Source organism: Amycolatopsis sp. cmx-8-4, from assembly GCF_046548675.1.
In the GTDB taxonomy this organism is placed as follows: domain Bacteria; phylum Actinomycetota; class Actinomycetes; order Mycobacteriales; family Pseudonocardiaceae; genus Amycolatopsis.
The window spans coordinates 260180-280384 of record NZ_JAEBDZ010000010.1 but is presented as its reverse complement, the minus strand read 5'-3'; the positions used below and the strand labels follow the sequence as shown (position 1 = coordinate 280384).

Genomic DNA, 20205 nt, shown 5'->3' with positions numbered 1-20205 from the left:
AGGCTCAGCGGGATCTCCCTCGCCGGGGCAGCAAGCGTGGTGGTCATTTCAGGCATCCCGGCTCAGTCGACTGTCACATAATCGGGGCCGCTGTAGTGGCCGTCCACCTGGGTGCGGCGTTGCAGCAGCAGGTCGTTGAGCAGGCTGGACGCGCCGAAGCGGAACAGGTCCGGGGTCAGCCACTGCTCGCCGGCGACCTCGTGTACCGCGACCAGGTATTTGATGGCGTCCTTCGTGGTCCGGATGCCGCCCGCCGGCTTGACGCCGCGCAACTCGCCCGTCGTCACGTGCCAGTCGTGGACCGCCTGCAGCATGAGGTGCGTGACCGGCAGCGTCGCGGCGGGGGAGACCTTGCCGGTGGACGTCTTGATGAAGTCGCCGCCGGCCAGCAGCGCCAGCCACGACGCGCGCCGCACGTTGTCGTAGGTCGCCAGCTCGCCGGTTTCGAGGATGACCTTCAGGTGGGCGTCGCCACAGGCGGCCTTGATGGCCTGGATCTCCTCGAAGACGTCCATGTAGCGGCCTTCGAGGAAAGCGCCGCGGTCGATCACCATGTCGACCTCGTGCGCGCCCGCGTCGACGGCGATCTTCGTGTCGGCCAGCTTGATCTCGCGGCTGGTGCGGCCCGCGGGGAAGCCGGTCGCGACGCTCGCGACGTGCACGCCGCTGCCCTTCAGCGCCTCGACGGCCGTCTCGACCATGTCCGGGTACACGCAGACGGCGGCGACGCGCGGGGTGTCCTGGCGTTCGGGGTCGGGGCGGACCGCCTTCGCGGCGAGCGCCCGGACCTTGCCGCGGGTGTCGGCGCCCTCCAGCGTGGTCAGGTCGACCATGGAGATGGCGGTGTCGATGGCCCACCGTTTGGCGTCCTTCTTGATGCTGCGCGTGCCGAGGCCCGCCGCGCGCTGCTCGACGCCGACCTGGTCGACACCGGGCAGCCCGAGCAGGAAGCGGCGCAGGCTCGCTTCGTCGCGAGTCGCGTCCGCCAGCGGTGCCGGGGTGGCCGGCGCCGCTGACGTGCTGGTCGTGGCTGTCATGGGCCTGAGTCTAGGCGGCGGGTCCGACAACGCGCGGCGTCCGGCGGAGGTCACCCGGTGTGACGTTCTGGGCGGAACGTGTCACATGTGCGGCTTCCGGTCGAGGTAAATCGCCACAATTGTGGTTCTATTCCAGTGAACGGTATGAACTCTATGTTGGGAGTCGAGATGACCGCTCTGCCGGATTGGATGGATCTGCCGTCCGCGGGGCTGAGCGCGGACGATTACGATGCGTTGCCGGAAGAGATCTGCCGGCGTATCGAAATCGTGGATGGAGCCATCGTTGTGAACCCCGCACCTCGGCGTCCGCATCAGATCTTCGCCAGACGGCTGGCGAACGTGCTGGAGGCGGCGGGCGGTCCTGGCTTCGAGGTCGCCACCGATGTCGATCTTCGGCTACGCGACGTTCCGCTGCTCAACCGTCGTTCCGACATCGTGGTGTACAGCGCAGCCCTGCCGAGTGATGCTGTGCTCAAGCCCGAGCACTGCGTACTCGTGGTCGAGGTCATGTCGCCGGGTTCGGTCACAGCCGACCAGATCGACAAGCCCGGCGAGTACGCGGCCGGCGGCATCCAGCACTTCTGGCGGATCGAGAACACCGACGATGCAGCGAAGCTGAAGCTGTTCCGCTACCAGCTCGACCCGACCACCAAGACCTACACGCCCGCCGCTGTGCACGACGGGCCCTTCGCCGTGACCGACCCGTTCACGGTGAAGGTGGACCTCGCTGGGCTGCTCTGATTCAGGCGCCTTCGATGCGCGGTGGTTCGCTGCGCTGCGCCGGTTTCCGGTACACGACCACGCCGCCCCAGAAGCCGAGGCCGTTGATCTTCACCGTCGGCGCTGTCGGCGGGGCCGGCGGTGCTCCCGACTTGTCCTCCAGGATGAAGCCGCCCATGAAGCCGATGCCCGTGACGTCCACGTTGATGTCGTCCGGGACCGTGATCTGGATGCCGCCCATGATGGCGACCGCCGTGATCGTGCAGTGCTTCTCGGCGAAACGCGCTTGGCGGAGGTCGATCTCCGCGCCGCCCCAGAACGCGAAGCTGTTGTGCTGCGGGGGCAGGACCCAGCTGCCCTTGCGGATCGCGCCGGACATGACGCCGATCGACACCGGGGAGCCCGGGTAGCCGCCGATCCGCTGGTCCGGGAAGCCCAGCGCGCGCGTCGTCGCCTGCTCCATCGCCCCGCCGGTCGACGGGAGGTCCGCCGTCACCGGTTTCAGTTCCCCCAGCGTCTTCGCCGCGTAGACCGTGGTGAGCCGCTCTTCGAGTTCGTTCACCGTGATTCGCCCTTCCGAGAGGGCGTTGTGCAGCACCTGGGCGACGCGCTCACGGTCGGCGTCGGAGGCCCGCATCTGGTCGGGCGTCAGTTCGCTCACCCGGGGGAGCCTAGCGGCGAACGCGACACTGCGTGTCCATCTTCCGGCGGACACGGGCACGATGGGCCGATGGGCGCACCCACGGTCGAATTCCCGGACGGCACCAAGGTCCGCGGGCGCGGTCTCGCCCGCCCCGCGCCGGGCGGGCCGGACCCGGATTTCGGGCTGTACCTGGGGACGCGCCGGTTGCGGCGCAAGCACGGCGGCGGCGTCACCTGGCCGCAGGAGTGGGTCACCTGGCCGGACTTCCTGCTACCGCTGCACCCGAAGGCCGCACGGGCGTCGATCGTCGCGCTGCACGAGCGGGCGAAGGCGGGCGAAAACGTCGAAGTCGCGTGTTACGGCGGTGCGGGCCGGACCGGGACGGTCATGGCGTGCCTCGCGACGCTCTCCGGTGTCCCGGCCGGAGACGCCGTGGCGTGGGTGCGCGCGAACTACGACGAACGCGCCGTCGAAACGCCCTGGCAGCGCGGCTGGGTGAAACGGTTCGCCGACCGGCTAAGTTGACCCGCATGGATGTGCACGTCGTCGATCACCCCCTCGCGAAGGCCCGGCTCTCCACGATGCGCGACGCGCGCACCGACAGCGCCGCGTTCCGGGCCGCGCTGCACGAGCTGACCGTCATGCTGGTCTACGAAGCCACGCGCGACGTGCCGGTGAAGACCGAGCGGATCCACACGCCGGTCGCGCGCACCGAGGGCTACAAGCTGGCCAGCCCGCCGCTGCTCGTCCCGGTGCTGCGCGCCGGGCTGGGCATGGCCGACCAGGCGCACAAGCTGATCCCGGACGCGCAGATGGGCTTCGTCGGCCTCGCGCGCGACGAGGAGACGCTGAAGCCGACGCCCTACCTCGAGTCGCTGCCCGAGTCGCTCGCGAACCGGCCGGTGCTGGTGCTCGACCCGATGCTCGCCACCGGCGGCTCGATGGAGTACACGATCCGGCTGCTGACCGACCGCGGCGCCGACGACGTCACGGCGATCTGCGCGCTGGCCGCGCCCGAGGGCCTCGCCCACCTGGAGCGGACCGGCCTGCCGGTCCGGGTGGTCACGGCCAGCATCGACGAGCGCCTCAACGACTCGGGCTTCATCGTCCCGGGCCTCGGCGACGCCGGCGACCGCCAGTACGGCGCCGTCTAGCCTTGCCGGTCCTGCGGTGGCGGTGGATCGCGGTGGTCGCGGCCGCCGTCGCGGTCGTCACCGGCGCGTTGCTCTGGCTGTTCCTGGCCTGGTCCGGGCGGCCCGACGCGCCGGTGCGGATCGACGCGGTCAAGACGGCGTTCGGCGTCGGCGCGGGGGCCGGCGGGGTGTTCGCGCTGTGGCTGGCGACACGCCGCCAGCGCACGATGGAGCTGCAGCTGGCCGAGACGACCCGCGTCGCGGGCGTGACCGAGCGGGACCTCGAAGAGCGGCGCGTCACCGAGCTGTACACGAAGGCCGTGGAGCAGCTCGGCAACGACAAGGCGCCGGTCCGGCTCGGCGGGCTGTACGCGCTGGAGCGGCTCGGCCAGGACAACCCGAAGCAGCGACAGACGATCGTCAACGTGCTGTGCGCCTACCTGCGGATGCCCTTCGCCGGCCCGCCCGAGGGCTTGCGCGGCCGGTCCGCCGCGGAACTCAGCAAGACGCCCGAATACGACGACGCCGAGCTGCAGGTCCGGCTGGCCGCCCAGGAACTGCTCAAGACGCACCTGGGTCACGACGAACCGGGTTACTGGCCGGGGCTGGCGATCGACCTGCAGCGGGCCGTCCTCGTGGACTTCCGGCTGAGCGGCTGCACGGTCGCGGCCGCGGACTTCAGCCGCGCGACGTTCCTCGGCGCGGTTCACATCCGCGGCACGAACTTCACGCGCCAGGCCGGGTTCTACGGCACGGAGTTCACCTCGACGGCGAACTTCGACCAGTCGGTCTTCGCGGAGGGCGCGTTCTTCTCCTGGGCGCACTTCGCGCGGGAAGTCCGCTTCACCCGGACGCGCTCAGGTGGCCGGTTCCAGTTCTCCCACACGGCTTTCGACGCCGAAGTCCTCTTCGACGGCGGCGAGCACGCGGACATCGACCTCGGTGACGCGCGGTTCGGCGCAACAACCGCAGCGGTGCCGGCCACAGACGAGGTGTGAGCAGCCATCTGGGGGTACCGGTGGACCAGGCCGGTGACCGCGAACTGTGGGACCGGGCGGCCGGCGGTGACGAAGGCGCGTTCGGCGAGCTGTTCGAGCGGCACGCCGAGGCCGTCTGGAACCACGCGTACCGGCTGACCGGCTCGTGGTCCGGCGCCGAAGACCTGACGTCCACGACGTTCCTGACCGCGTGGCGCCGCCGCGCCGACGTCACCCTGGTGCGCGACAGCGCGTTGCCGTGGCTCTACACCGTCGCGGGCAACGCCGCCCGCGACGAGTACCGCGGCGCGAAACGGCGGTCGCGGCTGCTGCGGCGGATCCCGGACCCGCCGGTGGTGTCCGACCACGCCGACGCCGTCGCCGAGCAGCTCGACGGCGAGCAGCGGCTGCAGCGGGTCGTCGAGGCCGTCCGGACGCTGCCGAAGGCGCAGCGCGAAGTCGTCGAACTCTGCCTGCTCGGCGACCTGAGCATCGGTGACGCGGCCGCGTTGCTGACCGTCGCCGAGGGCACCGTCCGCTCCCACCTGTCCCGGGCCCGCGCCCGGCTGCGTGCCTTGCTGGAGGAGAAATGAGCATCGAAGGCCTCCCGGCGCGGCGTGCGTTGCCGGACGATGTCCGCGACCGGCTGCGGGCGAACGTCCGCGAAGGCATCGCGAAGCCCCGCCGGAAGCCCCACGTCTGGTACGCCGCAGCGGCTGCGGTGCTCGTCCTGGCCGCCGGTGCCGTGGTCGTGACGCGGCAGGTGCGGCCGCCCGCCGGCACCGCGCCGGCGGTCACCGGCGGTGGTGGTCTGACGCTCGACGCCAAGCTGGCGACCGCGTCGCTGGACCGCTGCTGGGCCGCGGTCCGAGCGGCGGGCAAGACCGACCGGGTGCCCCCGCGTGCGGAGTGGGTCCCGCTGTTCACCGATGAGCAGAACGGGGACGCGGTGGTCGCGGCCACCGCCGCCGGCCGGCCGATGTTCTGCGAGACGACCGCGACGACCGTCACGCTGTCGGACCCGGGAGCCACGCCCGCGTACGCGCCCGGCACGCGGACCGGGCTGCTGCTGCGCAGCGCGACCGGGCTGGCGGCCGGGGTCCTCGATCCGGCCTTGCCGCGGGCGGACTTCATCGTGAAGACGGGCGGTGGCTCCGCGAGTTCGTGGCGGCTCGGCTTCTCGCCGGTCAGCCGCCAGTTCGTGGCGTTCACCGGCGCGATACCGGCGAAGGCGCAACTGGCCATCGGAAACGGGCGGGCGAGCATCCTGCCGGACGCGCCGGCGCCGCTGCTCGCGGTGACCGACCGCCCGGAACCGGCCGACCGCACCTCGGCCGCGGGCCGGGCCCTGGGCGACTGCCTCACCGACGCCGGCGAGGTGATCCCGGATGCCGCGGCCTACCGGCCGGGACCGCTGCTGGCGGAAGGCGGCTACCAGGTCGTCATGGGGCGCCGGGGCGACCGGGTGATCGTCTGCACCCGGGAGCCGGACTACTGGCGGCCGGGGACGCAGGCCCGCGCCTACCCCGATCTGGCCGGCAACCGCCAGGTCCCGGCCCGGGTGTTACCGGTGGACACGCTCGGCAGCCCCGAAGCGGGAGCGGCGCCGGGCCAGGCCCGCGTGCCGCTCGCCGTGGTGCTGCCCGCCTCGGCGACCGCGGCGGGCTTCGAGTTCGGCACCGACAGCGGCGGCGACCTGGTGGTCACCGACGGGATGGCCCTCGCTTGGGTGCCGCGGAGCCACGCGGGGAAGGCCGACGCGCAGGTGCACGTCCGGGCGTTCGACGCGCACGGCGAGGTCGTCTACGACGGGACGCTGCCGCTGGGGTGAGCCAGCCAGCCGGAGGCGTTCGCGCGCAGGGCCGTCTCGTACGTGCTCGTGACGTCGAACTCCTCCGGCAGGTTGCCGGTCAGCTCCAGCGAGACGAGCCCGTGCACGAACGCCCAGCAGGCCACCGCGACCGTCTCCGGCGGGACGTCGACGAAGACGCCGTCGGCGATGGCCTGGCGGATGATGCGTTCCAGCGGCTTGAGCGTCTCGCGGGCGAGTTCTTCGGCGTCCTCGTTGGGCTCGAACCCGGGGACGGACCTGGTGAACATGATCCCGTAGAGATTCGGGTCGGCCAGCGCGCTCGCCCGGTAAGCGCTTCCCAGCGTCACGAGGTCCTCGACCGCGTCGCCGGACAGCCGGGTCCTGGCCATCCGGGCGCCGAACCGGCGGAACCCCTCCGTGTAGAGCGCGTTCACCAGATCGGGTTTGCTGCCGAACAGGGAGTACACGGCAGTGGTCGACGTCCCGGCGTCGGCGGCCAGCTTCCGCAGGGAAAGCGCCTTCGGCCCGTCGGCGGCGATCAGCTCACCGGCGCGGTCGAGGAGCTTCAGCCGGAGCGCTTCGTCGTGCGTACGTGGTCGAGCCATGCACGCAGCGTATCGGAACGCTGTTATGAATGGCCAGAGCCCGTAGTTGACCTGGAGTGCACTCCAGGTCGTAGTGTCGAGGTCATGAGCTACTCGATAGCGGAAGCCGCTCGACGTAGCGGGCTGTCCATCGACACCCTCCGGTACTACGAGCGCATCAAACTGCTCGACCCGCCCGCCCGCGACACCGCGGGCCGCCGGGCGTACTCCGACGACGACCTCAGCTGGCTGGGGTTCCTGACCAAGCTCCGCACGACCGGGATGCCCATCAAGAGCATGCGCGAGTACGCGTCGCTGCGCCGCCACGGCGTCGCCAGCGCGGGCCGCCGCAAGGCGCTCCTGGTGGAACAGCGCCGGTCGGTCGCCGAGCGGATCGCCGAGCTGCAGGGCTGCCTCGACGTCCTCGACTACAAGATCGACAACTACGCGCAGATCGAGCGCAAGGCGTTCGGCGTCGAACCCGACATGGAGGGAATTTCCGCGTGAAGACCAGGAAGCTCGGCGGACTGGAAGTCGGTGCCCAGGGGCTGGGCTGCATGGGCATGAGCCAGGCCTACGGCGTCTTCGACAACGAAGACGAGTCGATCGCGACGGTCCACCGGGCCCTCGAACTCGGCGTCACGCTGCTGGACACGGCGAACGTCTACGGCGGCGGCGTCAACGAAGAGCTCGTCGGCCGCGCGATCGCCGGCCGCCGCGACGAGGTCGTGCTCGCGACGAAGTTCGGCATCGTCTGGACCGACGGCGCGATGAGCGCCCGCGGCGACGCCGAGTACGTCAAGCAGTCGTGCGACGAGTCGCTGCGGCGCCTCGGGGTCGACCACATCGACCTCTACTACCAGCACCGCGTCGACCCGGACACGCCGATCGAGGAGACCTGGGGCGCGCTGGCGTCCCTCGTCGAGGCGGGCAAGATCCGCTACGCGGGCATCTCCGAGGCGAGCGCCGCGACGATCCGCGCCGCGCACGCCGTGCACCCGGTGACCGCGCTGCAGAGCGAGTGGTCCCTGTGGACGCGCGGCATCGAAGGCGAAATCCTCGGCACGTGCCGCGAGCTGGGGATCGGCGTCGTGCCGTTCTCGCCGCTGGGCCGGGGTTTCCTGACCGGCGCCGTGACGTCGGTGAAGGACCTGCCGGAGGGCGACATGCGCCGCGGCCTGCCGCGCTTCGCCGACGGCAACATCGAGCGCAACATGGCGATCGTCGACGCGCTGCGCAAGCTCGCCGAGGAGAAGGGCGTCACCGCCGGGCAGCTCGCGCTGGCCTGGGTGCAGTCCCACGGCGAGGACGTCGTCCCCATCCCGGGCACGAAGCGGCGCAAGTACCTGGAGGAGAACGTCGCGGTGGCTTCCCTGGAGCTGACGGCGGCGGACATCGAAGCCATCGAAGCGGCGGCCCCGGCCGACGCGATCGCCGGAGAGCGCTACCCGGAACGCCTGGCCCGCGCGGCCGGCAAGTAAGGGCCTGTGGGTCGTGAGTGGGACACGGTGTCCCACTCACGACCCCGCCTGTTCCGTCCAGGACACGCCGGAAGGTCGAGATCCGCCACTGGCCACGAACTCGTGCGCGGCCCTCCGCACGACCTCCGCGGGGATCTCCGCGTCGTTGGGGTAGGGCCGTTCGTTGCGCATGTAGTAATAGATGACTTCGCCTGTCTCGGGGAGCGGAAACGGAGCTTCGGTGTTCCGGCTGAACGCGCCCTCCGGAGCGTCGTCGCCGACGTAGCGAAGAGTGCCTCGGTTGTCGTTCAGCCCGACCTCCAGCCATGGGTACTCGCCGTCGACATGGAGATTCACCAGCGTGGGGCCGCCCACGGCGGCGATGTCGTCCAAGACCGGATCAAGCTCGGCGGCCGTCTCGATCACGACCGGCTCGTTGGCTTCTTCGTCGTACCAGGCTTCGATCACGTTTCGCCGTTCCCTCCGTAGCGCTGGTAGGTCTTGCTGCCGTCCGCGGTTGTCCCGTGCACGTCGATCGTGCTTCCCGGTGGCAGGATCCTTGGCACCAGGCGGTCACAACTGAACGGTCCTTTGCACGGGGGGTTGTTGATCGTAACGGCCGCGTGCGTGATCCCGTTCGTAGCCATGTGGACGGCCAGCTTCATTTCGACGTCGTACACAGCCGACGGCATCCCGCGTTTCACCAAGTCGTGGTCACGGAGGTACCGCTCCACTGCCTCGGACATCTCGTCCTTGCCGCTCACGATCGTCTTTGCCCCGGCGTCGGGTGTGAGTGCCAGCCAACGGCCGTGCGTTTTCTGTCCCGAGCCGTTCTTCTGTATCGGCGGCGGTAGCTCGTCCCGCAGGGCCTCCGCTCGCTCATCTTTCGGCGGACCGCCTTGGTGTCTTGTGGCGTCTACTCGAGGACGGCCACGATCGGGACTGCTCTGTCCCGGGTGTGGAGCGCTCAAGACGCGCCCGAGACCGACCAGGTAGGTGCGGAGTCCATCGGCTATCCGGCCGATCTGTTCAGTCTGTGTCTCCAGGGCTTGCCGAGCTTGATCGAACATCGCCGGAAGGCCCGCGATGGCGCTTCCGGTCGTCAGAGCAGCCAATGTGGTGGACGCTGCGTTGCAGCTTCCTGCAGCATCAGTGGCCGCTCGCTGTGCAGCTTCGATCGCGGAAATCCCCTGGGAGACCGCGTCGGCGAGGTCGTCGAGATCACTCACGGATCGATCGAGGACGGCTGCCAGGTGGGGGAACGATCAGGCCACTCGACCACTCCGTTGACCGCCATCCTCACCCGGTGAGACCGCGAACGGCGAAAGCCGGAACCGGGCACGCTGGGAGTTGCCTCTGAAGGTTTTCTGAGATCTCCGGGGAAGGCTCGGTGCCGATCATGCGGTCGGTGCCGAGCCTGGAGGTCTTCGTGTCCGAGGAAGTTCTCGACTATCTGGTCGTCGGCGCGGGGCCGGCCGGGTTGCAGCTGGGGCAGTTCCTCGGCCACGCCGGCCGCCGGTACCTCGTGCTGGAGGCCGGGTCCGCGCCCGGCACGTTCTTCGGCACCTACCCGCGGCACCGGACGCTCATCTCGATCAACAAGAAGTACACCGGCTGGACCGACCCGGAGCTGAACCTCCGGATGGACTGGAACTCGATCCTCGCCGACGGCGACGACGACCCGGTGCTCTTCACCGACTACAGCGAGAAGCTCTTCCCGGTCGCCGAGGATCTGCTCCGCTACCTCGCCGACTACACAGCGAAGCACCAGATCGACGTCCGCTACGACACGCGCGTGACGCGCATCGGGCGGGACGGCGAGATCTTCGTGGTCACCGCCGGTGACGAAGAGTTCCGCGCGCGCCGGCTGGTCATGGCCACCGGCGTCAGCAAGTCCTACACCCCGGACATCCCGGGGATCGAGCTGGCCGATCAGTACTCGGACGTCTCCGTCGATCCGCAGGAGTTCAAGAACCAGCGGGTCCTGGTGCTGGGCAAGGGGAACTCCGCCTTCGAGACGGCGGACAACCTGATCGAGACGGCCGCGATCGTGCACGTCGGCGGCCCGCGGCCGGTGAAACTGGCCTGGCGCACGCACTTCGTCGGCCACCTCCGCGCGTACAACGCGGGCATCCTCGACATGTACCAGCTCAAGCTGCAGCACGCGATCCTCGACGGCGACGTCCGCGAGATCCGCAAGGACGCCGACGGCTACCACGTCAAGTACGCCTTCGCCCGCGTCGACGAGATCGTCAAGGAGATCCGCTACGACCGCGTGATCATCTGCACCGGCTTCCGGTTCGACGCCGACGTCTTCGACGACGACACCCGCCCGCAGCTCACCATCAACGACCGCTTCCCGGCGCAGACGTCCAGCTGGGAGTCGGTCAACGTGCCCGGCCTCTACTTCGCCGGCACGATCACGCAGGTCCGCGACTTCAAGAAGGCCACCAGCGCGTTCATCCACGGCTTCCGCTACGGCGTCCGCGCGCTGGCGAAGGTCCTCGGCGAGCGCTACCACGAGACGCCGTGGCCGAGCACCGAGCTGCCCGCGAAACCGGACGCGCTGACCGAGGCCGTGATCACCCGGATCAACCGGACTTCCGCGCTGTACCAGCAGTTCGGCTTCCTCGGTGACGTCCTCACGATCGACGGCGACACCGCGCGCTACCTCGAAGAGGTGCCGGTGGCGCGGGTGCTGGACGACCCGCCGGAGAACGCTTTCGTCATCACCCTCGACTATGGCCCGGACCACGACAAGATCGATCCGTTCGACTTCGTCGCGCGCGCCAGCCAGGACCAGGCCAACGACCACGGCGAGGGGCACTACCTGCACCCGATCGTCCGGCACTACCGCCGCGGCGAGCTGGTCGCGACCCACCACGTGACCGAGAACCTCGAGAACGAGTGGGACCGGGAAGTCCACATCGGACCGCTGACCGCGTTCTTCACCAAGGAACTGTGATGTGCACGATCGCGGAGTTCGAGGCGGTGGCGCGGCAACGGCTCGAACCGGCGCACTACGACTACTACGCGGGCGGCGCCCAGGACGAGATCACCCTCGCCGAGAACGAAACCGCGTTCCGGAAGCTGAAGCTGCTGCCCCGCGTCCTGCGCGGCAGCGACAAGCGCGACCTGAGCATCGAGCTGCTCGGCTCCCAGGCGTCCATACCGATCCTGATCGCGCCGACGGCGTTCCACCGGCTCGCCCACGCCGACGGCGAGCTGGCGACGGCCCGGGCCGCGGCGCTCGCGGGCACGATCATGATCGTCAGCATGGCCTCGACCACCGCCATCGAGGACGTCGCCGCGGCGGCACGTGAGGTCGCGCCCGACCCGGCCCTGTGGTTCCAGCTCTACCTGCAACCGGACCTCGAGTTCACCGAGGCGATCGTGCGCCGCGCCGAAGCCGCGGGCGTCAAAGCCTTCGTCGTCACCGTGGACTCGCCGGTGCTCGGCCGCCGCGAGCGCGACGACCGCAACGACTTCCACGACCTGCCGTCGGGATTCGCCGTCGAGAACCTGCGCGATATCGGCGAGAACCGCAGCGGCGGCAACGCCAGCCACGTCCGCGACATCGTCATGTCGGCCGGGCTGAACTGGGAGCACATCGCCTGGCTGCGGTCGAAGACGAAACTCCCGGTGCTGATCAAGGGCGTCCTGCACCCCGAGGACGCGCGGCTGGCGGTGCACCACGGCGTCGCCGGGATCGTCGTGTCCAACCACGGGGGCCGCCAGCTCGACACCGTGCCGGCCACGATCGACGTCCTCCCGGAGATCGCGGCGGCCGTCGGCGGGGCGATGCCGGTGCTGCTCGACGGCGGGATCCGGCGCGGCACCGACGTCGTCAAGGCCCTCGCCCTGGGCGCGGACGCGGTCGGCGTCGGCCGTCCCGTGGTGTGGGGCCTGGCCGCCGGTGGCCGCGAAGGCGTCTCGAAGGTGCTCGAACTGCTCCGCGACGACTTCGACCAGGCCCTGGCGATGTGCGGCGGCCGGCGGCCGGCCGACCTCACGCCGGACCAGGTGCGGCGATGATCGGGAAAGCGCTTGCCGCAGCCGCGTTGGCGACGGCTCCCGCGTGGCTGCCCGGCCGGGTCGTCGCACTGCGGGTGAAGATCTTCTCGCTGGTCAACGGCGAGGACACGGTGACGATCCCGGGTGAGCAGGTCGGCGCCGAGGACTTCCGGCGCGTCTACGCCGACCCGGCGGCGAACGGCCGCAGCCGCGGCGCGGCGCTGTCGGACCTGTTCTGGTACTGGCTCGCGCCGGGCCCGGAGGTGCACCAGGAGCACCTCGAACCGGGCCCGCGCTACGACGAGGTCGCCAAGTGCACCCGGCACATCCTGGTGAAGTCCAAAAAGGACTCCGAGGAGCTGACCCGGCGCGTCGCGACGCACGTGCTGGACCGGCTGGACGGCGGCCTGATCCGGCTGCGCGACGAGATGATGCCGATCTGGGCCGAGCTGTACTACGAGCTGGTCTTCGAAGAACCCTGCCCGCCGGAGGCGCGCGACCTCATCGTGGCGAACGCCGACGACGTCGTCTCGGCCCTGAAGTGCGTGCGGCCGCGGAACATGCGCCGCCGCGCGCGCCTGACGAAGTACCTGCGGCGGCGCCTCGACGACGTCCCGCACCCGCTGCCGGAGTCGCTGACGCCGCAGGAGCAGGTCTACTACCTGCAGGGCACGTTCTTCAACACCGCCGTCGTGCAGATGTCCGAGGCGATGGCGCACCTGCTGATGATCGTCGCGCAGCACCCGGACGTGCAGCGGCGCCTCGCCGAAAACCCTGATGACGACGCCTACTTCGACCGCGTCATCGACGAAGGCCTGCGGACGTACCCGCTCTTCGGCATCGCGCACCGGATCTCGACGGCCGACATCGAGCTGGCGAACCTGACCATCCCGGCCGGCACCGTGCTCTGCTTCAGCTACCCCGACTTCCACCACGCCGGCTTCGAGCACCCGGAGGAGTTCGACCCGGAACGCTGGTGCTCGCACGCCGTCCAGGCCAAGAAGGACGTCAACTTCGTCCCGTTCGGCATCGCGCAGAACCGCGCCTGCCCGGCACGCGGGCTGGCGCCGCTGACCATGCGCGTCGTGGCGCGGGAGGTGCTGCGCCGGTTCAGCCTCGCCTCGACCGCCGGGCACACCCGCTCGATCCCCAACCGCGGTCCCGCGCTGCTCACGCCCGTCGGCGTCCGCCGCAAGCGCGCGCCGCTGGTGTGGCTCGCGGTGCGCGACCGCTGGGAAGACGTCTGGCGCAGCCTCGCCCAGCTCGTGTTCGGCACGTACATGGTCATCGACGCCCGTCGCCAAGCCCTCTGCAGCACCTACTTCGCCGGAGGAAAGTCATGACCCCCACCGAAGCGGCGCCGGCGTTCTTCCTCGCCGTCGCGGTCATCCTCGTGGTCTGCCGGGTCGTCTGCATGGTCGCGGTGCGGCTGGGCCAGCCACCGGTGGTCGGCGAGATGATCGCCGGCGTGCTGCTCGGCCCGTCGCTGCTCGGGCTGGTCCTGCCGGCCGTGCAGACGGGGCTGTTCCCGGACGGCGTCCGCCCGCTGCTCTACGTCGGCGGCCAGATCGGCCTGGTCATCTACATGTTCGGCGCGGGCTACGAGTTCAGCCTGCGCAGCATCCGCGGCTCGGCGAAGTCGGTCGGCGCGATTTCGGCGGCCGGCACGGTCGTCCCGCTGGCGCTCGGCGTCGGGGTCGCGGTGTTCGGCTCAAGCTGGGCCGGCATCGGCAAGGCCGGGGTGTCGCTGACGACGTCGGCGGCTTTCGTCGGCGTCGCGCTGGCCATCACGGCGTTCCCGATGCTCGCCCGGATCATCACCGAACGCGGGCTCGGCGGTACCCGCTTCGGCTCGCTGGCACTGGCTTGCGGCGCCCTCGACGACGTCCTGGCGTGGGTCCTGCTGGCCGTCGTGCTCGGCATGCACGCGGACTCGGCCGGGCCGGTGGCCCTCGCCGTCGGCGGCGGGCTGCTGTTCGCGCTGCTGCTGGTGCTCGTCGGGCGCCGGGTGCTCGCGAAGGCGATGGGCAGCGACCGGATCTCCGCCGACCAGAAGATGCTGATCACGGCGTTGACGTTGTTCGCGGCCGCCTGGTTCACCGACATCATCGGGCTGTACGCGGTGTTCGGCGCCTTCTGCGTCGGGATCGTGTTCCCGCGAGTGCCCGCCGCGGACGCCGTGCTCGCGAAGTTCCTCCCGATCGGGCGGATCGTGTTCCTCCCGCTGTTCTTCACCTATTCCGGCCTGAACACCCGGTTCGCGCTGCTCGCCGACCCGAAGCTGCTGCTGTTCGCGCTGCTGTGCGTCGCGGTCGCGATCATCGGCAAGTTCGGCGCCTGCTGGGGCGCGGCCCGGCTGGTGGGGGAGTCGCAGCCGGTCGCGCTGCGCGTCGGCGCGCTGATCAACGCCCGCGGGCTGATGCAGCTGATCGCGCTCAACGTCGGGCTCGCCGCGGGGATCGTTTCGCCCGCCTTGTTCACCGTGCTGGTGCTGGTCGCTCTGGTGACGACCGTCATGACCGCGCCGGTGCTCAGCTGGCTCGACCGCCGCGATGCCCGCAGAGGGACCACCGAAGTGGTCTTGATGGCGGAACCGGTCCCGCTAACCGGGAAAAGTTGAGGGTTCAATACCAGAAAATAACTGCCAGTATGGGGTCGTGCACGATGCGGCGGAGAAACCGAGAGTGCTCCTCGTCGAGGATGACCGCGAACTCGCGGGCCTGCTCGCCGAGCTGCTCGCGGACGAAGGCTACGAGACGGACGCGGCGTACGACGGGCAGCGGGGCCTGCACCTCGGGCTCACCGGGCGGTACGACGTGATGATCATCGACCGCCGGTTGCCGGTGCTCGACGGCCTGGAGCTGCTCGCCCGGCTCCGGGCCCGGGCGGTGACCACGCGCGTCCTGGTGCTGTCGGCGCTGAGCACGCTCGCCGACCGCGTCGGCGGGCTCGACGCCGGCGCCGACGACTACCTCGTCAAGCCGTTCGAGACCGAGGAGCTGCTGGCCCGGCTGCGCGCGCTGGGCCGCCGTGACCTCGACGGCGCCGAGTGCATCCCGCTCGGCACCGCCGCTCTCGACCTGCAGCGCCACGAGGTCGTGCTGCCGCGCGGCGAGCGGATCACGTTGTCCGGGCGCGAGTTCGAGCTGCTGCGGGCGCTGGCCCAGCGGCCGAAGGCGATCCACCCGCGGGCGGCGCTGCGCACCCGCGTGTTCGCCGACTCGACCGGTGAGTCCATTGTGGACACCTACGTCTACTACCTGCGGCGCAAGCTCGGCCGGGACGTCGTGCGCACCGTGCACGGGCTCGGCTACCAGATCGGCGCGGTGTGAGACCCCGCGGCGACCCCGGAGACCCCGAAGCCCGCGCCCTGCGCCGGGCGCGGTGGGTGATCACCACGCAGATCGCCGTGGTGGTGTCGCTGCTGGTGGCCGTCGCGGGCGGGATCGCCTACGGGATGCTGCTGTCGGGTCAGCACGCCGACGCCGACCGGACGCTGGCCCGCACGATCGAGCTCGGCCCCACCGCGACCCCGCCCGGCTGCGTCTGGCTGTTCACGCCCGCGTTGCACGCGCCCGCCGGGCCGTCGCCGGCCGGGGTGCCGGTCGCCGGACTGGCCGCGCTCACGCCGTCGCCGGGTGACGTCCACACGGAACGGCGTTCGCTCGGCGACATGACGTACACGATCCGCGTGGAGAACCACGGCGGCGTCGTCTCGCAGGCGTACTTCGAGGAGCGGTACCAGATCCAGGACCGCTCGTCGCTGCTGTTCGGGCTCGGGATCGCCGAGCTGCTGGCGCTGCTGGCGGCGGTGGTGTGCGGCCGGGTGCTGGCGTGCCGCGCGATCCGGCCGCTGGCCGACGCGCTGCGGCGGCAGCGCACGTTCGTCTCGGACGCCTCGCACGAGCTGCGCGCCCCGCTGACCCGGCTGCACACCCGGGCGCAGCTGCTGGCCCGGCGGTCGTCGGAGCGGGACCGCGACGGGCTGGAGCAGCTGGTGCGGGGGACGCGGGAGCTCGGCGAAGTCGTCGAAGACCTGCTGCTGTCCGCGCAGGCGTGCGGCGGCCGGCCGGAGCTGGTGCCGGTGGAGCTGGGCGTGCTGGCCGAGGAAGCGGTCGCGGCCGAGGCGGTGCGCGCGGGGGCGGGCCAGGTCCGGATCGCGGTGACGCGCGAGCGCGGGCCGTACGTCGTCCAGGGTGTCCCGACGGCGTTGCGGCGCGTGCTTTCGGCGTTGCTGGACAACGCGCTGGGCCACACCCCGCCGGGCGGCTCGATCGAGGTGTGGCTCGGGCAGCCGGACGACCGGTACGTGGAGCTGCGGGTCCGCGACACGGGCGTCGGCTTCCCGGCGGCGGACGCGGACCGCATCTTCGAGCGCTTCGCCCGCGGCACCGAGGGCGACGGCCGCCGCTTCGGCCTGGGCCTGGCGCTGGTCCGCGAGGTGGTGACGGGCCACGGCGGCACGATCGCCGCCGTCGCCCGCCCCGGCGCCGGGGCGACGTTCACCCTCCGCCTGCTGCGCGCCGACCTCGCGTAACCCACGTGATCAACGCCGGATCCCGCGTGACGGAAGCCGGATCCCGCGTGATGGAAGCCGGAACTCGCGAGTTACGGCTCCCATCACGCGAGTTCCGGGCCCGATCACGCGAGATCCGGGTCTGATCATGCGAGTTACGTGCTGAAGCCCAGTGCGAGGCGGATCTCGCGGGCCAGTGCGGGGTCGAGGTCGGCGTAGATCGCCTCGATGTCCGCGCGCACCTCCGCGGACGGTTTCGTGTAGACGTTCGTCAGGTGGTCGCGGCAGGCCCGCAGGTCCTGGTGGGCGTCCTCGCCCAGGTCCGGGTCGTGCAGCAGGCCGAGGTCGGTGTGCAGCCGCAGCCACGTGTCACGGTCGCGCAGCAGGGCGGCGGCCGCCCGTCGCGTGTGGACCGGGTGCTCCGGGCTCAGCAGGGCCCGGAGCGCGGGCACGTCGACCAGCGCGAGCTTGCCGCGCAGGAACTCCACGACCTGCCGGGTCACCGCGGGGGACGGGTCGGTCAGCAGCGGGCGCACCGCCGCCGACTCCGGCGCCACCCGGCGCAGGCCGCGGACGGCCAGGGCCCGGAACCGCGGCCGCTCGTCGACGAGGTGCCGCTCCAGCGGTTCGGCGTCGGCCGCGGTGCCGGTCTCGCCGAGTCCCGCGAGCACCCCGGGCGTGACCGGCAGGGTGCGGTAGTGCGCGGCCGGGTCGCCGCCCGCCTTCAGCACCAGCGCCTGGGCCATGGAGCGCACGGCCGATGCCCGGTCGGCGAGGTGCGCCACCGCGGTGTCTTCGCCGAGAAGGGTCAGGGCCCGCATCCGGATCTTCGGCGTCCCGGCGGCGAGCAGCTCCTCGACGGCCTCTCCGCGGTCGAGCAACGCGGAACCGCACAACGTCCGGATCCGCACGTCCCGGTCCCCGGCGGCGATGTCGAGCAGCCGCCCGGCCGGGAGCAGCCCGATCGCCTCGTGGTGGGCGAAGCGGCGGCTTTCGTTGTCCCGCAACGCCAGCGCGTCGTCGAGCAGCCGAGGGGTCAGCGCCTGGCGGAACAGTGTGGTCATCCAGTCGTCGACCTGCCGCCGTCGCAGCACGCCGATCAGCGGCAGCATCGCGCGGAACGCCGGTTCGTCCAGTTTGGACAGTGTCAGCGGCCGCGCGAGATCCCGGATCGGCCGCACCCAGTCGACGCAGCGGATCAGCAGCAGGGGCAGTACTTCGGGATCGGCGCGGACCGCGAGCCGCTCGACGGCGGCCTCGCGCAGCCGCCCGTTCCCGTGGCACGCGGCCGCGGCCAGTTCGGTCCGCGAAGGACGGCGGCTCAGCTGGGCGTCGCGGCCGATCCACCAGGACCTCCGGTACGCCAGGTCGAAGTCCGCCCAGCGGGCGGCGTCACCCGCGGCGACCGCGTCGAGATCCTCGACGGTCAGCTCGGTTTCCGGCATCCGGCATTCCCCCTCAGCGCCCAGGATGCCCAGGCGCCGAGGGGGAGTCGAACCGATTTCAGGCCAGCAGCGCGGTGACCGCCGCGGGGGCGTCCGCGATCGCGACCGGGTTCTGCTCGCGCGTGGCGAGGCTGCGGACCGTCACGTTGCCGGCCGCCCAGTCCTCCTGGCCGACGATCACCACCGCGACCGCGCCCGCCTTGTCCGCGCGGGTGAGTTCCTTGCCCAGCTTGCGGTGCTCGATCGGCGTCGACGTCCGCAGCCCGGCCTGGCGCAGCGACCGCGCGACCGTGCGGGCGGCGTCCGAGAGGTCTTCGGTGACCGGGATGACCATGACGTCGACCTCGCTGCGCGGCGCCGGGGTGAGGCCGTGCGTCTCGAGGAAGTCGATCAGCGTGACGTCGCCCATGCCGAAGCCGATGCCCGGGATCTGCTGCGCGGTGAACATCGACGCGAGGTCGCTGTAGCGGCCGCCGCCGAACAGTGCGCGGCGGTTCTCCGGTGCGGTGTCGAAGACCTCGAACACGGTCGACGTGTAGTACGCCAGCCCGCGCACGATGATCGGCTCGTACTTCACCAGCGAACCGGCGCTGCTGTCGAGCACCTTCACCAGGTTCGACTGCTCCCGCACCGCCGCCGGCAGCTCCTCCAGGAGCGCCTCGCCCATGTCGAGCGTCTCGGCCAGCTTGTCGAACTGCTTGTCCGACAGGCCGATCTCGCCGGCGCCCTCCGCCAGCTTCTCGCGGGGGTACTTCTCCCAGCGGTCGACCAGCGCGAACACCTGGGAGAGGTGGTCCTCGGAGACGCCGGCGACGTCGGTCAGCGCCGACGTCAGCAGGTTCCGGTCGTTGACGCGCAGCACGAACATGTCCGGCGTCGCACCCAGCGCGGCCATCATGTCGTGCACCAGCTCGAAGATCTCGATCTCGCAGTTGGCGCTGTCCGAGCCGAAGATGTCCGCGTTGATCTGCCAGTGCTCCCGCACCCGGCCCCGCTGCGGCGCCTCGTACCGGTGGCAGTTCGGGTGGCTGTACCACCGCACGGGGAAGGAAAGGGACTTCGCGCTCCCGGCGATCATCCGCGCCACCGACGGCGTCATCTCCGGACGCAGCGCGAGACGTCGTCCGCCCTTGTCGGTGAGCGTGTACAGCTGCTTGTCGGCGAGCTCCTGACCGGATTTGCGCTCGTAGATCTCGGCGGACTCGAGGATCGGGCCGTCGTAGCGGAGGAAGCCGCGGCGCTCGAGGACGTCGTAGAGATGTCCGAACACCTGCGTGCGCACGGACATCTCGGCGGGCAGGAAGTCCCGGGTCCCCTTGTAGGGCGCGGTCGGCAGGTATTCAGGCACGTGACCAGCTTAACGACCGGTTTTGTCAGGGGAATGCGACCCCGTACGCGGTGAGCAGCGTCGCCGTACCGAGCAGCACGGCACCGACGGACGTCACCCGCCCGCCGAGCTTGCCCCGGTTCGGGATCAGGTGCAGGAAGAACCCGCCGGACTGCGCCAGGATCCCGAACAGCAGCAGGAAACTGCCGACCCACAGGGTGGTGTCGGAGAAGGTGGTGCGGCTCATGATCTGCAACGCGACCAGGGCGAGGATCAGCAGAACGCCGGCGTGCGCGTGCCCGGCGCGGAACATCGCCCGCTGGTGCTCGGTGAGCTTCCGGTCGCGCATGACGCCCATCAGCGCGTAGCCGCCGTACATCACGGTGGGCAGCGAGACCAGGGCGATCACGGTGAAGAGCTGGATGGGGCCGTGCATCGGGACTCCTTCGTGGTGGGGTGGTGAGGGCTAAGGTAACACTGTTTTAAAACGGTGTCACGGAACTGGGCGTTCCCTGATCGGGGAAGCGGCTGGGGTG

General features: G+C 70.9%; 22 protein-coding genes. 14 read left to right on the top strand and 8 right to left on the bottom strand.

All coding sequences use genetic code 11. The features are described from left to right. Nucleotides 1–62 precede the first annotated feature (62 nt). A complete protein-coding gene (deoC, locus tag ACLJQZ_RS23490) occupies nt 63–1037 on the bottom strand; it encodes a deoxyribose-phosphate aldolase (RefSeq protein ID WP_410622045.1) in 975 nt (324 codons plus the stop codon). Between the two features lie 168 nt (nt 1038–1205). On the opposite strand from deoC, the gene ACLJQZ_RS23485 reads away from it, so the two are divergent. Continuing rightward, nucleotides 1206–1778, top strand: a complete 573-nt coding sequence (locus ACLJQZ_RS23485; protein WP_410622044.1) for a Uma2 family endonuclease — start codon at nt 1206–1208, stop codon at nt 1776–1778. Between the two features lies 1 nt (nt 1779). Here the strand turns inward: ACLJQZ_RS23485 and ACLJQZ_RS23480 are convergent, their stop codons facing one another. Then, nucleotides 1780–2394: a DUF1707 domain-containing protein gene (locus tag ACLJQZ_RS23480; RefSeq protein WP_410622079.1), complete on the bottom strand. Its 615-nt coding sequence runs from the start codon at nt 2392–2394 to the stop codon at nt 1780–1782. Nucleotides 2395–2487: 93 nt separating this feature from the next. Here ACLJQZ_RS23480 and ACLJQZ_RS23475 point away from each other — a divergent pair, with 93 nt between their 5' ends. From ACLJQZ_RS23475 to ACLJQZ_RS23455, 5 genes are read left to right on the top strand one after another with little or no spacing between them, the layout of a single operon-like run. Further along, nucleotides 2488–2925 (top strand): protein-tyrosine phosphatase family protein, encoded by a 438-nt coding sequence (locus ACLJQZ_RS23475; protein ID WP_326946155.1) that lies wholly within the window; start codon nt 2488–2490, stop codon nt 2923–2925. A 5-nt stretch (nt 2926–2930) separates the two neighbouring features. Beyond that, nucleotides 2931–3554, top strand: a complete 624-nt coding sequence (gene upp / locus ACLJQZ_RS23470; protein WP_247060790.1) for a uracil phosphoribosyltransferase — start codon at nt 2931–2933, stop codon at nt 3552–3554. Nucleotides 3555–3556: 2 nt separating this feature from the next. Beyond that, nucleotides 3557–4531, top strand: coding sequence for a pentapeptide repeat-containing protein (locus ACLJQZ_RS23465; RefSeq protein ID WP_410622043.1), 975 nt, complete (start codon nt 3557–3559; stop codon nt 4529–4531). After that, nucleotides 4528–5103, top strand: coding sequence for an RNA polymerase sigma factor (locus ACLJQZ_RS23460; protein WP_410622042.1), 576 nt, complete (start codon nt 4528–4530; stop codon nt 5101–5103). The genes ACLJQZ_RS23465 and ACLJQZ_RS23460 overlap by 4 nt, the downstream gene beginning before the upstream one ends. Next, entirely contained in the window at nt 5100–6341 is a 1242-nt protein-coding gene (locus tag ACLJQZ_RS23455) for a hypothetical protein (RefSeq protein ID WP_410622041.1), read from the top strand. The genes ACLJQZ_RS23460 and ACLJQZ_RS23455 overlap by 4 nt, the downstream gene beginning before the upstream one ends. Here the strand turns inward: ACLJQZ_RS23455 and ACLJQZ_RS23450 are convergent. Next, nucleotides 6314–6928: a TetR/AcrR family transcriptional regulator gene (locus tag ACLJQZ_RS23450; RefSeq protein ID WP_410622040.1), complete on the bottom strand. Its 615-nt coding sequence runs from the start codon at nt 6926–6928 to the stop codon at nt 6314–6316. The two genes, ACLJQZ_RS23455 and ACLJQZ_RS23450, sit on opposite strands and share 28 nt — an antisense overlap. Nucleotides 6929–7012: 84 nt before the next feature. On the opposite strand from ACLJQZ_RS23450, the gene ACLJQZ_RS23445 reads away from it, so the two are divergent. Both ACLJQZ_RS23445 and ACLJQZ_RS23440 read left to right on the top strand, forming a co-directional pair. Then, the gene (locus ACLJQZ_RS23445) at nt 7013–7414 is read left to right on the top strand and encodes a MerR family transcriptional regulator (protein WP_247060795.1); all 402 of its coding nucleotides are present in this window, start codon (nt 7013–7015) and stop codon (nt 7412–7414) included. 50 nt (nt 7415–7464) lie between these two features. Further along, on the top strand, nt 7465–8388 hold the full coding sequence (locus tag ACLJQZ_RS23440; RefSeq protein WP_410622078.1) for an aldo/keto reductase: 924 nt from the start codon (nt 7465–7467) through the stop codon (nt 8386–8388). 36 nt (nt 8389–8424) lie between these two features. On the opposite strand, the gene ACLJQZ_RS23435 is transcribed toward ACLJQZ_RS23440, so the two are convergent. Beyond that, a complete protein-coding gene (locus ACLJQZ_RS23435; protein ID WP_410622039.1) occupies nt 8425–8835 on the bottom strand; it encodes an Imm1 family immunity protein in 411 nt (136 codons plus the stop codon). After that, nucleotides 8832–9596, bottom strand: coding sequence for a DddA-like double-stranded DNA deaminase toxin (locus ACLJQZ_RS23430; RefSeq protein WP_410622038.1), 765 nt, complete (start codon nt 9594–9596; stop codon nt 8832–8834). Before ACLJQZ_RS23430 ends, ACLJQZ_RS23435 begins: the two co-directional genes overlap by 4 nt. A 170-nt stretch (nt 9597–9766) precedes the next feature. Between ACLJQZ_RS23430 and ACLJQZ_RS23425 the strand changes: the two genes are divergently transcribed. From ACLJQZ_RS23425 to ACLJQZ_RS23400, 6 genes are all read left to right on the top strand, one after another. Further along, nucleotides 9767–11332, top strand: a complete 1566-nt coding sequence (locus ACLJQZ_RS23425) for an NAD(P)-binding domain-containing protein (RefSeq protein WP_410622077.1) — start codon at nt 9767–9769, stop codon at nt 11330–11332. Beyond that, complete coding sequence (locus ACLJQZ_RS23420; protein ID WP_410622037.1) at nt 11332–12402, top strand: alpha-hydroxy acid oxidase; 1071 nt, start codon at nt 11332–11334, stop codon at nt 12400–12402. The genes ACLJQZ_RS23425 and ACLJQZ_RS23420 overlap by 1 nt, the downstream gene beginning before the upstream one ends. Next, a complete protein-coding gene (locus ACLJQZ_RS23415; RefSeq protein ID WP_410622036.1) occupies nt 12399–13724 on the top strand; it encodes a cytochrome P450 in 1326 nt (441 codons plus the stop codon). Before ACLJQZ_RS23420 ends, ACLJQZ_RS23415 begins: the two co-directional genes overlap by 4 nt. Further along, a complete protein-coding gene (locus ACLJQZ_RS23410) occupies nt 13721–15001 on the top strand; it encodes a cation:proton antiporter (protein ID WP_410622035.1) in 1281 nt (426 codons plus the stop codon). Before ACLJQZ_RS23415 ends, ACLJQZ_RS23410 begins: the two co-directional genes overlap by 4 nt. A gap of 64 nt (nt 15002–15065) precedes the next feature. Further along, entirely contained in the window at nt 15066–15713 is a 648-nt protein-coding gene (locus ACLJQZ_RS23405; protein WP_247063938.1) for a response regulator transcription factor, read from the top strand. Further along, the gene (locus ACLJQZ_RS23400) at nt 15710–16918 is read left to right on the top strand and encodes a sensor histidine kinase (RefSeq protein ID WP_410622034.1); all 1209 of its coding nucleotides are present in this window, start codon (nt 15710–15712) and stop codon (nt 16916–16918) included. The genes ACLJQZ_RS23405 and ACLJQZ_RS23400 overlap by 4 nt, the downstream gene beginning before the upstream one ends. Before the next feature lie 134 nt (nt 16919–17052). Here ACLJQZ_RS23400 and ACLJQZ_RS23395 read toward each other — a convergent pair whose 3' ends face one another. The 3 genes from ACLJQZ_RS23395 to ACLJQZ_RS23385 are packed head-to-tail and all read right to left on the bottom strand — an operon-like array spanning nt 17053 to nt 20105. Next, the gene (locus ACLJQZ_RS23395) at nt 17053–18342 is read right to left on the bottom strand and encodes a hypothetical protein (protein WP_410622033.1); all 1290 of its coding nucleotides are present in this window, start codon (nt 18340–18342) and stop codon (nt 17053–17055) included. A gap of 58 nt (nt 18343–18400) precedes the next feature. Beyond that, complete coding sequence (gene hisS, locus ACLJQZ_RS23390) at nt 18401–19690, bottom strand: histidine--tRNA ligase (RefSeq protein ID WP_410622032.1); 1290 nt, start codon at nt 19688–19690, stop codon at nt 18401–18403. A gap of 25 nt (nt 19691–19715) precedes the next feature. Further along, entirely contained in the window at nt 19716–20105 is a 390-nt protein-coding gene (locus ACLJQZ_RS23385) for a hypothetical protein (RefSeq protein WP_410622031.1), read from the bottom strand. Between the last annotated feature and the right edge of the window lie 100 nt (nt 20106–20205).